The sequence below is a fragment of the bacterium genome, from assembly GCA_019637795.1.
Classification (GTDB): Bacteria; Desulfobacterota; Binatia; order HRBIN30; family CADEER01; genus JAHBUY01.
In genome coordinates, this window is record JAHBUY010000007.1 from 311,548 (window position 1) to 324,488 (window position 12,941).

A 12,941-nucleotide genomic window follows, 5' to 3' on the forward strand; every position below is an offset into this window, starting at 1 on the left:
CAGCGTCACGGGACCTATATCCGTGGCGCTAGGTCCCGCTGCTCCGACCGTCGCCGCTCGGTGGGACGCGCACGTACATGGCGCCCTTCTGCGCCATCGCGCGCAGGATGCTGCGCACCGCGGCGTAGCTGCGTCCGGTCGCCGCCGCCACCGCTGAGCAGGCCGCGTACAGCTCGCGGCCCGTCAGCGCGTCCGTGTCGACATCGCGGCGGTGTGCCATCGTCTGGCATTCCGTCTCGTATGGCGTGACGACGGCCTGCATGTGCTGCTCGTCGCCGTCGGTCCATCGCGGCCCGCGGGACCTACGGACTGCCGGCACGTCCTTCTTGCGGTTGCGATCCTTGGCGCGTCTCGTCTCCGTCTCGCGCTGCCAGGCGGCCCGGACCGCCGCCACGCGCTGGTCAGCGTCGGCGCGCTCGCTCTCCCTCACCGCCTGCTCCACCTGCTCCACCTGCTTGCGGAGCGCGACGTTCTCGGCCCGCAGGCGGGCCAGCTCGCTGCGCGGCGCACGCTTGGCGTGGGGTGCGGCCGAGCGCCGCACCTGCGCCTCGATTACCTCGCCGGGTACCAGCTCGATCCGCCGCCCCGCCATGTCCCACTCCCGCCGTGGTCCCGATCTGCTGTTGCACCGCCGCCGGCGAGGCGCTCGGGATGCGCCGTTCGGTCGGCCGGACCTAGCCGGCGGCGGTATGCTCGCGGCCTAGACTACCATTCGCTTCGCTGAGACCGGAGAGAGCGCGCCTGTGCCCGTTTCTGTGCCCGCCGCTGGCCACCCGGTAGCCGATTTCCAGCCACCGGGCAGCCAGCCCACTGAGACTAAGTGCGCGAAAACGCTTGCGGCACAAGGGCTAGATGGCATGGGCTGTGCCTTTTAAGTCCCTTGTGTCTGCCAGTTTCACCACCCCGGCGGAGGGGGAGCTGCGGCGAGGCTCACGAGGCGTGGCGTAAGGGTTCGCCGGCGGGCGGCGAGGCGACGACGGGGGTGCCGGGCTTGGTGAAGCGCATGGTGCCGTCGTCGATGGCGCCGTAGCGGAAGAGCAGGATGTCGCGGGCGTAGTTCTGGTGCAGCTTCCACGGCAGCTTGCTGCCCTGTTTGGGGAACTTGTGCAGGGAGCGCTGGAAGTAGCCGGAGCTGAAGTCGATCCACTGCTCCGGGGCGACGTCGGGGTCGGTCAGCGTCGGCGTGGCGATGGCGGTGCCGGTGGCGCGCATGTGGTTGAGGAGGCGGCAGACGTACTCGCAGGTGAGATCGGCCTTCAGCGTCCACGAGGCGTTGGTGTAGCCGAACGAGCTGGCGAGGTTCGGGACGCCGGAATACATCATGCCCTTGTAGCCGTACGTCTGCGGGAACTCGACGCGCCGGCCGTCGACGGTCGCCTCGAGGTCGCTCAGGAACTGCAGGTTGAGGCCGGTGGCGGTGACGATGACGTCGGCCTCGAGCTCCCGTCCCGACTGCAGCCGGATGCCGCGCGCGGTGAAGCGCTCGATGTGGTCGGTGACGACGCTGGCGCGGCCGTCCTTGATGGCGGCGAAGAGGTCGGCGTCGGGCACCAGGCAGAGACGCTGGTCCCAGGGATTGTAGCGGGGCGTGAAGTGGGTCGCGATGTCGTAGTCCGCTCCGAGCTGCTCGCGCACCTGCTCGAGCAGCTTGCGCTTCACCAGCCGCGGCCGCGAGCGGGCGAAGTTGAAGAACCAGAGCTGCAGCAGGACGTTGCGCCAGCGCACGATGGCGTAGGCGAGCGCCGGCGGCAGCCAGCGGCGCAGCCAGTTGGCGAACCCGTCCTCGGCTGGGCGCGACACGACGTAGGTCGGCGAGCGCTGCAGCATCACCACGTGGCCGGCGGTCTTCGCCATGGCGGGCACCAGCGTCACCGCGGTGGCGCCGCTGCCGATCACGATCACCCGCTTGCCGGCGTAGTCGAGGTCCGCCGGCCAGTGCTGCGGGTGCACGATGCGGCCGGCGAAGTCCTCCCTGCCGGCGAAGTCGGGCGTATAGCCCTGCGCGTAGTCGTAGTAGCCGCTGCACATGAAGAGGAAGTTGCAGGTGACGCGAACGGTGCGTCCGTTGTGCGTGGCCTCGACCGTCCAGCGCGCCGTGGTCGAATCCCAGTCGGCGCGGTCGACGTGATGGCCGAAGCGGATGTGCGGCATGACGCCGTGTTCGACGGCGGTCTCGCGCAGGTAGTTGAGGATGGACGGGCCGTCGGCGATCGCCTTGGCCTCGGTCCACGGCTTGAAGCTGTAGCCGAGGGTGTACATGTCGCTGTCGGAGCGGATGCCGGGATAGCGGAAGAGATCCCAGGTTCCGCCGATGTCGGCGCGCCCTTCGAGGATCACGAAGGTGCGATCCGGGCACTGGGCTCTGAGATGACAGCCGGCGCCGATGCCGGAGATGCCGGCGCCGACGACCACCACGTCGAAGTGTTCGGTCATTGTCCTGGTTCGCCTCCGTGCCCGCGCCGGATACGGCGCAGGGCCGATAGTCGAGCAGCGCCCGGCGCGGATCAAGAGGGTCGGTCCGAACGGACGAGGCGCAGTGCCGAACGGGCGGCCGGACGGGAGGGCCGCCGGATCGCCCGACCTGGGCCCGGCCGCCGCCCAACCTCGATACGACAAGACACCTTCACCACGGAGGCACGGAGACACGGAGTAATCTGGGCAAGAGGAGGTTCGGGGGCGAGATCCCCAACGGCATCAGCAATGGCCATAGGGATCGCACCCACCCGCCATTCCGACGCTGCACCCTCCGTGTCTCCGTGCCTCCGTCTTTCGTCACATCACGGCCAACTGCCCCTTTCCTGGGCATCGGCCGGCGTCGCGGGAGCGACGCCCTCCAGGGCGGTGCGGAGGGCCGGATCGTCCCGTTTGGCGGCGGCGAGGTCGGCGATGCCGCGCAGGGTGACGGGCGAACGCACCGCGTCGATCGCCGCGGTGAAGCTGGGGCGGGCGCGCAGACGTTCCCAGTACGCGGCGATCGTCGGCCGGCGGCCGTTGCCCCAGAAGTGCTCGGCCCAGTCGGCCTCGGCAAGGCGATCGAGGATCACCACCCAGCTCACGTCGGCGAGGGTGAAGCGGTCGCCGGCGATCCAGGGGCCGCGCTGCGCTTCGAGGTGGCGCCCCAGCGCGTCGAGATGGCCGCCCATGTCGTCCCGGCTGCGGCGCAGCAGGCGCATCGCCGGCCGGATCCTCGGCAGGCCGCGCACGGTGCGCAGCTTGAGCAGCCCGAAGAACAACGGCCGCTCCTTGTTGGGATGGGTGAGCAGGCCGCGCGCGATCTCGCGATAGGGGATGTGGCGCACCATGGTGGCGAAGAGCGGAAACGTCAGGCCGGGGACGCAGTGGCCGGCGCGCCGGTCGGTGCCCGTGGTGGCGTCACCGACCAGCGAGGCGCAGTCGACCCAGCGCTCGACCAGCGCGCGCGTGTCCGGGTCTGTCGCCAGCAGCTCGCCGCCGCGCGCGCCGTGCCGAGCGGCGTAGGAGATCTGCTCGTGGCTCTCGTACACCGGGTGTCCCTGGTGGACGAGAACCGGGACGGTGCCGGCCGGGTTGATCGCCAGGAAGGCGCGCGAGACGTTCTCGTAGGCGCCCGTCTCGATGAGATGGATCGGGCGGCTGCGGTACGCCAGGCCGAGCTCGGCGAGGCAGACGCGGACCTTCTTCGAGCAGAGGGAGAAGCTGTTGTGGTACAGCTCCCACTCCGCCTCGTGCGGCAGGGTGATCTCCGGGTGCAGACCGCCGCTCGGAGGGAGCCCGGGCATGCGCGCGCGGCCGCGTCCGCCGTCTCCTCCGCGCTCAGTCGTCCCGCCGACGGTCGAAGGCGTAGATGACGCTCTCGTACGTCGGGTTGTTGCCGGTCAGGTTCGAAGTCGACTCCCAGACGATGAAGCGGCCGTTGCTCATGCGGGGGACGAGGTTGTCGCCGAAGAAGGAGCGCGACACCAGCGTCAGCGTGTTGAGCGCGCGATCGTAATAGAAGACGCGGCGGTTGGCCGTGCCGGTGCCGCCGCTCTCCAGGGTCGAGGTCGACTCGAAAGTGACGAAGCGGCCGCGCGGGCTGCCGTGCGGGTTGGCGTTCTCGCCCGCCGTCGAGTGGGTGAGCTGGGTGAAGACGCCGCGCTCGACGACGAAGATCTCGCGATTGCCGTCGGCGTTCTGGCCGGCGTAGTCGCCGTTCGAGCTGAAGCTGTTGATGCGCCCATGGCGGGCGACCTGGCCGGCGCGGTTCTCCACCGGCGCGACGCTGTTGGTGAGCTGGGTGAACGCCCAGGCCGAGCCGCGCTGCTCGGCGAGGAAGAGCTCGCGGTTGCCGTCCGGATTGCCGCCGGTGAAGTTGGCGGTCGAATCGAACAGCACCTCCCTGCCGGTCTGCGTCGACGGGCGGCGGTTCTCGACCGGCGGCGCGGTGTTGGTGATCTGCTGCCAGCTCAGCCGCTTCGCGTCGTAGAAGAAGAGCTCGACGTTCGCGTCGGCGTTGCCGCCGGTCGGGTTGGCGTTCGACTCCATCGTCACGTAGCGGCCGTTGCGACCCGGCGCCGGCCGCTCGCTGTCCAGCCCCACCCCGTTGGAAATCGGCCTGATCACGGTGTTCGGGTCGCTCGGGCTGAGGCGGCGGAAATCGCGCGCCGACCACACCACCACTTCCTTCGACAGGTCCGGATTGACGCCGACGAGATTCGCGGTGTTGCTCGAGAACACCCCGCCGCGCTGGGTGACGCGCGGCGTGCCGACGACGTTGGCGCCGGTCGGATCGTTGCTGAGCTGGGTGATCAGCACGCAGACGCCGTCGGTGATGATCGGATCCTGCCGCAGGTCGCCCTTGCAGGTGCTCTGCTTGACGCACGGCGCGCCCGGATTGGCGCCGCCGATGCAGAACGAATTCTTCTTGCCCTGCGGCTTGCGGTTGAGGAGGAAGGTCTCGTCGCTGCCGTCCGCGTTGTCCACCGACAGGCGCGCGTCGCCGTTCAGGTTGCGCTCGCTGGTGAACGAGATGAAGCGGCCGTTGGGCGAGATGTCCGGGCTGCGGCCGAAGGTCAGGAAGTCGATCTCGGCGCCGCCGCCGCCGGTGTCACAGACGCCGCCGACGCTGGGGAATCCGGCCGGCGCGGGCTGGCAGAGGAACTCGACGAAGATGGTGTCGAGGCCGCCGAGGCGTTCGAGCACCTGGTCGCCGGTGCCGGCGGGGCGGTCGACGGCGTGGAACGGACCGGTCTGCGAGCCCCACCAGTTCAGGGTCGCGTCGACCGTCGCCTCCGGCGCCTCGTTGGCGAGGCCGACCCCGTTGTCCTCGATGTTGTTGGAGATCACCCGCACGCCGCCGGCGCCGGGCTTGATCACCAGGCCGTCGCTGGCGCTGTTGCGGACGTTGTTCTCGAGGAACTGCGTGCCCGGCACCAGCGCGCCCAGGATCACCCCCGCCTGGCTGGAGCCGTCGACGGTGTTCTGCGAGATGCCGAGGCCGGTGCCGAGATTGCTGAGCCGCATGGCGAAGCCGCCGCCGCCGCCGCCGGTCAGCAGGTTGTTCTGCACGGTGACGAACCGGGCCGGCGGATTCTCCTGCTGATCGAGATCGACCTGCGCGGCATTGCCGCTCACCGTGTTGCCGCTGATGGTCACGCAGTCGACCTTGCGCTGCCAGCCGACGCCGAGGGCGCCGTTGCGAATGACGTTGTTGACGATGGTCAGGTTCGAGCCGCGGCCCGGCGCCGGGCAACTGCTCTGGCCGAGACCGCAGATGCTGTTCGCGCGGATACCGGCCGTCGCGCCCTCGATGGTCAGGCCCTGGATGCGGACGCCGCTGCGGCGGACGTCGAAGGCGACCGCCGGGCTCTGCACGGTCGTCACCGCCGCGCCATCGGTGGAGCGGATCGTCACCTCCTGATCGACGAGCACCGACTCGTTGTAGGTACCGGGGCAGATGGACACGACGTCGCCTGCCGCCGAGGCGCTCACGGCCGCTTGGATGCTACCGAAGGTCGGCATGCCGCAGGCGCCGACGAAGCGCTCGGTTGGCGTGCCGCCGTGGGTGAACGTGCAGGCGCTGGAGAGCGTGCAGTCCGGCTCGCAGCCGTCGCCCGAGAACAGGTTGCCGTCGTCGCACTCCTCGGCCAGCTCGACCTCCCCGTTGCCGCAGTACGGCTCACCGAAGGTCTCCACCGGCGCCGCCACCTCCAGGTCGCCGGCGAGGTTGGGGTCGAAGGTGATGGCGATGCTGAAGACGCTGCTCAGGTTGACGGTCGGGAAGGCGCCGTAGAGGAACTGCAGGTTCTGCAGGCCGCCGACCGGAATGGTCTGGGTCGAGGAATTGGTGATCGTGCCGTCGCTGATCGTCACCGTGACGTCGTACGGCAGCGAGGACAGATCGGCGACGACGGTGAAGCGGATGCCGTCGCCGAGCGACAGGTCGGCGCCGAGGCCGGCGCCGTTGGCGTCGTAGCTCAGGGTCACCAGGCCGTTGGCCAGGACCGTCGAGGAGTAGTCCAGCACCTGGGCGCTGGGGATGACGCCGGCCCGCACCTCCGGGCTGCCGCCGGCGATCGCGGTGGCGGTGACGATCAGGGTGCGGCTGCCGCCGATGACTCCGGTCAGTCCGGCATCGGTGACCGTCGTCGTCCCGATGGTGTTGCGCGCCTGCCCCGGCGGCGACACCGTGTTCAGGCCCGCATCGCTGAAGTCATCGATGATGGTCTGGGCGCCTGCCGCCTCTGCCAGGGCCAGTGCCGCCAGCAGCGAACCGACGAGCAGACGCCACACCACTCCCGCAAATCGACTCGCGTGCCCCATGCATGCCCCCCGCGCAGCGGTTCGCGCCGGGGTCCCATCCCCGGACGCGCATGGTGCATGGCATGGTGCCCGCCTTCTTGGCAATGGGAATCCGCCGCGCCCGCTCGCCCGCGAGCGAGGGCGGGGTCGCCCGGGTCACTTCCCGCTGCTGAGCGACTCGGCCAGGCTGCCGGTATGGGCGTCGATGTCGCCCTTCACCACCGACGCGTCGCCCTCGGTCCAGCACGGCGCGCCCTTCGTCCGCGCCCGCTCCTCGGCCTTGTCCCAGGCGACCAGGAAGCTGCTCTCGCACTTGTCGAAGGTCGGGCGGGAAAATGCCCGCGCCGCATCCGCCGCGGCCGAGAGGCGGCACGTCGTGTACTTGGCGGCGATGCGCAGTTTGTCGCTCTCGCACTTGATCGCCGGATCGACCGCCAGGGCGGCGGAGGCGGCGAACAGCAGCCCGCTGCCCACCATCACACATCCCAGTCTGCTCACCATCGTCATCTCCCCGGTTGCGTGCGCGTTCAGTCGCGCATCCGGTGACCCAGCAAAGCGAGCGATGTGCCAAGGCGCTGGCGGACCTGCCAGTGGTGCGCGATTTCCGCGCCGGGTCGGGCGAAAGCGTCACCGCGATGACGCGGCGGCACAGTCGGGGTTGCGTCCGCGGCGAGCGATCTGCGAAGTCGGGTGCATGCCCAGCCCGCCGTTCGGCCATCGCCAGCGGAGTCGCGCCGCGATCATCCTGAGCCGACCGGACCCACTGCCCGCGCCGGCCGCCCAGGTCGCGCCTGTCGAACCGCCTGCTGGGCGCGACTGGCAGTGGGTGTGGTGGATACCGCTCGCCCTGCTGGTCGCCGGCGCCTGGGGCCTGCTCCTGTTCGGCGACTCGCTCCGCGCTCCGCCGGGCTGAGGAGGGACGCCGGTCAGCGGGTCAGCAGCATGCAGCCAGCGACCGGCCCGCCGCCGACGCCGACGACGGCCACTTCGCAATCGCGGACCTGGCGTTCCCCGCAGCCGCCGCGAAGCTGGCGCATCGCCTCGGCGACGAAACCGAAGCCGTGCAGGCGGCCGCCGGAGAGCTGGCCGCCCCAGGTGTTGCAGGGCAGCGCGCCGCCCAGGCTCAAGCGGCCGTCCTCGATGAACGGACCGCTCTCGCCGCGGCCGCAGAAGTCGAGCGCCTCGAGCCAGGCGAGGGTGAGGAACGAGAACCCGTCGTAGAGCTGGGCGGTGTCGACGTCGGCCGGCTTCAGGTCGGTGCGGGTCCACATCTGACGGGCGGCATCGCGCGCGGCCATCGTCGTCATGTCGCCCCATTGGTCCCAGGACGGGCGCGCGTCGATCGCCGTCCCGAAGGCCTCGAAGCGCACGGCCCGGTGCGGCAGATCGGCGGCGTACTCGGCGGCGGAGACGACCACGGCGGTCGAGCCATCGACCGGCGCGTCGCAGTCGTACAGGCCGAACGGATCGCTGACCATGCGGGCGTTCAGGTAGTCGTCCATCGACATCGGGTCGCGGTAGATCGCCTGGGGATTGAACGCCGCGTGGCGGCGCGCCGTGGTGGCGACGATGCCGAGATGCTGGCGGGTGGTGCCGAATTCGTACATGTGGCGGCGCGCGTACAGCGCCAGCCAGTTGGCCGCCGACATCGCCCCGAAGGGGATCAGGAAGGCGCCGAAGCCGCGAATCTCGTGCGCGCCGGCGCCGATGCCGAGGCGCCCGGTGTCGGCGGCGGCGGTCGCCTCGGTGACGGTGCGATAGACGAGCGCATGGCGGCACAGGCCGCCGGCGACGGCGAGCGCGGCGTGGATGATGGGCGAGATCTGCGCCGGGCCCTCGGCCCCCGACAGATACCAGCGCAGGTTCAGACCCAGGCACTCCTGCATGTCGACGACGCTCGGGCCGGTGAAACCGCCCGGCGCGGCAATCGGCCCCGGGTAGGTCGCGAGGCCGTCGATGTCATCGGGCGAGAGGCCGGCATCGGCGATCGCCTCCAGCGCCGCCTCGGCCGTCAGATCGAGGTCGGTGCGAAACAGACGACGGCCGATCGCCGACTGCCCGACGCCGGAGAGGATGGCGTGCCGTTCGGGTTTGTCGCGCATCACGCCGTCTCGTCCGGTTCGAACAGAGGCAGCGCGACGTCGTCGTTGAGAATCTCGAACGTCACCCGCAACGGCATGCCGATCGCGAGCCGTTCGATCGGACAGTTGACGATGTTGGTGGTGAGGCGCAGGCCCTCCTGCTCGACGAGCTCGACGAGGCCGATGACGTACGGCACCGGCTGGCCGGGGAACCACGCCTTGTGGTTGATCGTGTAGCTGTGCAGCCGCGCCCGGCCGCTCAGCGCGACCGGCGCGAGCTGGCGACCGCGGCAGCGCGGGCAGAGCGGGCGCGACGGGTGGATGAACCAGGCGCACGCCGTGCAGCGGGTCATCTCCAGGCGGCCGGCGCGACAGGCGCGCCAGAAGGGCTCGGTGTAGGGCTCGAGGGCCGGCAGCGGGCGCGGAAAGAGGCTCATGCGAAGGCGGAGCGGGAGCGATCAGGCGTGCGCCTGCTGGTCGGCGAAGGCGCGGTCGCACTTGGCGGCGAAGATGAAATCGCTCTCGGTGAGGCCGCGGATCTTGTGGGTCCAGATCTCGACCTCGACGCGACCCCAGGCGAGGCCGAGATCGGGGTGGTGGTTCTGCGCCTCGGCGATGGCGCCGATGCGGTTCACCAGGTCGAGCGCCTGGGCGAAGTTGGCGAGGCTGTAGCGCTTGCGCAGCGCCCCGTGCAGCGGCGATTTGGGATGCGGGTGGGCGGCGTCGGCATGCCACAGGGTCCACCCCTCGAGCTGGGCCAGCAGCGGCGCGATCTCCGCCTCGGTGAGCGGCGGGACGCCGCCGCGGCAGGGGACGCAGTTGCGTTCGGCGAGCGCGGTCATCGGGCCTCCGTCAGAGGGCGCAGGCGGCGCCGCCGATGGCGCACTGCACGGCGTCGCGCTCGCGGCCCTCGCCGCGGTTGCCGGCGCCGCGGTTGCCGCCGCCGTCGATCAGCCCCGGGCCGCGCACCGCGACGCCGTCGCCGCCGTTGTCGACCGCCTGGTTGCCGGCGAGGTGGAGCTGGCTGCCACTGCCGGTGATGCCGTCGCCGTCGTTGTCCCTCGCCTGGCAGCCGCGGACGTCGAGCCGCGACGCCTGCAGGACGATGCCGTCCTTGCGCCCGCCGCGCGCCGCGCAGTCCGCGAGCGTGTGTCCGATGCCCATCAGGCTGAATCCGGCGCTGCCGCTGCGATCGGCGACGTTGCCGCTCCCCGGGCCGCCGATCACGCCGGAATCGCCCATCACGAAATAGCCGAAGCGGCCGCAGTCCTCGGCGTGCGTCTCGCTGATCTCGAAGCCGCTGCCGGCGAGCGCGAAGCCGTCGCGCCGCGCGCCGGCGATGCTGACGCGGCGGACCACGAAATCGCGCCCGGTGACCCGCATGCCGTCTCGCTGGCTGCCGCGGATGGCGACATCCTGGATCAACGCGATGCCGTCGCGCCCGCGGGCGACGATGCCGTCGTCGAAGCCGTCGAGCGTGCCCGGCGCGCCACGGCTGATGATGCTGGCGCCGCCGGGACCGCCGTTGACCACCCGCAGCCCGATGCCGCGCCCCTTGCCGCGCAGCGTGTGCCCGGCCAGGTCCAACACCAGCGAGGTCCGGTCGTCGGTGGCGCGGAGGAGCAGGCCGTCGAAGCGGCAGGTGCTGCGCACCACCGGATCGTCGCCGAGCACCGTGCTGGACACGACTTCGTCGCCGCAGGCGCAGGGCACGTCCACCCCGCCGACGTCGTCGCCGCAGCGCTTGGCGGCGGCGGCCCCCGCCAGCCCCGCCAGGACGATCAGCGCCGAGACGCTGACGGGGACGAGGCGCGACACCGACATGGCTCGGTTGAACCATACGCCCACGGGAGCTTCAACCGGGTTCGCGGCCGGCGCGCGTGGTCCGACGGCACGCCAGACGCCCGGTCCTGTCGTCACGAACATAGGGGATTCCACCATTTTCAATTCACCGCGCCGCCGCTATACGGATGCCAGCGGGAGCAACGCGATGAGCAGCGAATCCTTCGACCACCTCGACAGCGCGCCGTCCGAGCCGAGCCCCACCGTGTACGTCGTCGACGATGATCCGGCGATGCGCTCGTCGCTGCGCTGGCTGATCGAGTCGGTCGGCCTGGCGGTCTGCACCTGCGGCAGCGCGCGCGAGTTTCTGGCGACCTATCGCGACAACGGCCCCGGCTGTCTCGTCCTCGACGTCCGCATGCCCGGCATGAGCGGTCTCGACCTGCAAGCGGAGCTGGTCCGCCAGAGCATCGAGATCCCCATCCTCATCATCACCGGCTACGCCGAGGTGCCGCTCGCGGTGCGGGCGATGAAGGCGGGGGCCTTCGACTTCATCGAGAAGCCGTTCAGCGACCAGACCCTGCTCGATCGCATCCGCGCCGCGGTGGCGCGCGACGAGGTGACGCGACGACGCCGCACCGTCCGCGAGCAGATCGAGGCGCGCATGCGTCTGCTGACGCAGCGCGAGCGCGACGTGCTCGACCGGGTGATCGCCGGCAAGAGCAACAAGGTGATCGCCGCCGAGCTCAACCTGAGCATGAAGACCGTCGAGGTGCACCGCGCGCACGTGATGGAGAAGCTGCGGGCGACCTCACTGGCCGATCTCATTCGCCTGGTGCTGCTCGCCGAGGGCAACGAGCCCGAGAACGCGTCGTCGACGTCTGGCAGGTCCGGCGGCGCCGACGTGCACTGACCCGGTTCGTCCGCCGAGCCGATCGGGAAAACCCGCAGCGGTATGCGGGAAAATCCCAACTTCTCAAGACTTGGGCCGCGTGGTACCTTCCCGACCGCTGGCATGTCGAATGACCAGCGAGCTCGCCGATCGGCATACGATCGGCCCAGTGGCGGTGGGGTGCTGTATGCGCAGGAAAGACACAACGGTCACGGCCAAGACGTCTCAGGCTCGTGCCGGCCGCGCCTCGAATGCGGGCTCGCCGGCGAAGCGCCGCTCGTCGCTGGCGCCGGGCCGCGCGCAGCTCGTGCCGATCGCCCTCCCCAGGCGCTTCGTCGACGGCGTCGCCTGGGATGAGGTCTGAGCGGCACGCCTGGGGGTGTCCCATGGCGAACGGCCTCCGCGGTTCCGTGGTCAACGCGCGGCGCCCGAGCGCGGCGCGCGCCTCGTTGCGCATCGACCCCACCCTGCCCCACGCGCTGGTCGGTCTCGTGCTCGCCGCCGGCGATGCGGGCACCGCGCGGCGCCCGCGTCCGCGCGCCAACGACGCGCGCCGGCGCCCGCTGCCCAGCCGGCTGCCGAGCGCGATCGCCACCGAGGTGCCGCCCAACATCCTGTACCGGCGCTATCCGCTGGTGACCTCGCTGCTGGTCGAGCTCGACGAGCTGCGCCGCGCGGGCATCGTCCCGCCGTCCCGGCGCAACCGCTGAACGCGCCTGGCATCTCCCGCGCGGCCCATGCTAGAGGCCGCGCATGGCTTCAGGCGGCAGGACGGCATCCAGCTCCGGAACCCGCAGCCGTCCGCCCGAGCTGCTGCGCAAGCTGATCGCCGTGGCCATGGATCTCGAGCGGCGGACCATGCAGCTCTACTGCCGGTACGAGACCCGCTTCCAGCATCCGGCGGAAGTGCGCCGCTTCTGGTTCGACATGGCGGAACACGAGTCGCGCCACTTCGGCGGTCTGGCCATGGTCGCCGGGCTGCTCGAGTGCACCCCTGAGCGCACCCTCCCGGCGGCGCCGGCGCTCACCCGCGAGCACGTGGAGCGCCTGCGGGCGCTGCTCGACAAGGCGGAAGCGGAGGCGCGCACCGAGATCACGCTGACCCGGGCCTTCGAAACCGCCCTCGAGATCGAGTGCTCGGAGATCGAGGACCTGGTCCTCGATCTGCTGACCGTCCTGAAGGGCGAGCGCGAGCGCGAGCGCGCGGTCCAGTTGGCGATCCACGACCTCGGCGATCTGAGCTACATGATCGAGCGCTTCGGCAACGATCGCGCCCTGCTCACCCGCGTCGACCGGCTGATCGAGCAACAGGTGCATCGCCTGCGCACCCGCCCCGCCGGCGCGACGCGCGCCCCGAAGCTGCGCGCCGTCCGCAGCCGCTGACTCGCCGCCCGCATTCCGGTCGCGCTGGCCGCGTTTCGGCGCGG

At 70.9% G+C, this 12,941-nt stretch carries 13 protein-coding genes; 5 read left to right on the forward strand and 8 right to left on the reverse strand.

The annotated features are described in order from the left end of the window. Positions 1-28 precede the first annotated feature (28 nt). From KF840_23095 to KF840_23115, 5 genes are all read right to left on the reverse strand, one after another. Positions 29-592 (reverse strand): hypothetical protein, encoded by a 564-nt coding sequence (locus tag KF840_23095; GenBank protein ID MBX3027792.1) that lies wholly within the window; start codon positions 590-592, stop codon positions 29-31. Positions 593-930: 338 nt separating this feature from the next. Next, positions 931-2,433, reverse strand: a complete 1,503-nt coding sequence (locus KF840_23100; protein MBX3027793.1) for an NAD(P)/FAD-dependent oxidoreductase — start codon at positions 2,431-2,433, stop codon at positions 931-933. A 344-nt stretch (positions 2,434-2,777) separates the two neighbouring features. Next, positions 2,778-3,758 (reverse strand): glutathione S-transferase family protein, encoded by a 981-nt coding sequence (locus KF840_23105; protein ID MBX3027794.1) that lies wholly within the window; start codon positions 3,756-3,758, stop codon positions 2,778-2,780. A gap of 34 nt (positions 3,759-3,792) precedes the next feature. Further along, positions 3,793-6,750, reverse strand: coding sequence for a right-handed parallel beta-helix repeat-containing protein (locus tag KF840_23110; GenBank protein MBX3027795.1), 2,958 nt, complete (start codon positions 6,748-6,750; stop codon positions 3,793-3,795). A gap of 165 nt (positions 6,751-6,915) precedes the next feature. Beyond that, the gene (locus KF840_23115; GenBank protein ID MBX3027796.1) at positions 6,916-7,260 is read right to left on the reverse strand and encodes a hypothetical protein; all 345 of its coding nucleotides are present in this window, start codon (positions 7,258-7,260) and stop codon (positions 6,916-6,918) included. A gap of 193 nt (positions 7,261-7,453) precedes the next feature. Between KF840_23115 and KF840_23120 the strand changes: the two genes are divergently transcribed. Continuing rightward, entirely contained in the window at positions 7,454-7,672 is a 219-nt protein-coding gene (locus tag KF840_23120) for a hypothetical protein (protein MBX3027797.1), read from the forward strand. A 13-nt stretch (positions 7,673-7,685) separates the two neighbouring features. Here KF840_23120 and KF840_23125 read toward each other — a convergent pair whose 3' ends face one another. From KF840_23125 to KF840_23135, 3 genes are all read right to left on the reverse strand, one after another. Beyond that, complete coding sequence (locus KF840_23125) at positions 7,686-9,215, reverse strand: thiolase family protein (GenBank protein MBX3027798.1); 1,530 nt, start codon at positions 9,213-9,215, stop codon at positions 7,686-7,688. 83 nt (positions 9,216-9,298) lie between these two features. Further along, positions 9,299-9,682, reverse strand: coding sequence for a 4a-hydroxytetrahydrobiopterin dehydratase (locus tag KF840_23130; protein ID MBX3027799.1), 384 nt, complete (start codon positions 9,680-9,682; stop codon positions 9,299-9,301). 10 nt (positions 9,683-9,692) lie between these two features. Continuing rightward, a complete protein-coding gene (locus tag KF840_23135) occupies positions 9,693-10,664 on the reverse strand; it encodes a right-handed parallel beta-helix repeat-containing protein (protein ID MBX3027800.1) in 972 nt (323 codons plus the stop codon). 166 nt (positions 10,665-10,830) lie between these two features. On the opposite strand from KF840_23135, the gene KF840_23140 reads away from it, so the two are divergent. The 4 genes from KF840_23140 (at position 10,831) to KF840_23155 (ending at position 12,897) form a co-directional block, all read left to right on the forward strand. Next, positions 10,831-11,535: a response regulator transcription factor gene (locus KF840_23140; protein ID MBX3027801.1), complete on the forward strand. Its 705-nt coding sequence runs from the start codon at positions 10,831-10,833 to the stop codon at positions 11,533-11,535. Positions 11,536-11,644: 109 nt separating this feature from the next. Next, positions 11,645-11,878: a hypothetical protein gene (locus KF840_23145; protein ID MBX3027802.1), complete on the forward strand. Its 234-nt coding sequence runs from the start codon at positions 11,645-11,647 to the stop codon at positions 11,876-11,878. 22 nt (positions 11,879-11,900) lie between these two features. Beyond that, positions 11,901-12,224, forward strand: a complete 324-nt coding sequence (locus KF840_23150; protein MBX3027803.1) for a hypothetical protein — start codon at positions 11,901-11,903, stop codon at positions 12,222-12,224. A 43-nt stretch (positions 12,225-12,267) separates the two neighbouring features. Further along, positions 12,268-12,897 carry a hypothetical protein gene (locus KF840_23155; GenBank protein ID MBX3027804.1) on the forward strand — a complete coding sequence of 210 codons (630 nt, stop codon included), beginning with the start codon at positions 12,268-12,270 and terminating at the stop codon, positions 12,895-12,897. Positions 12,898-12,941: the final 44 nt, after the last annotated feature.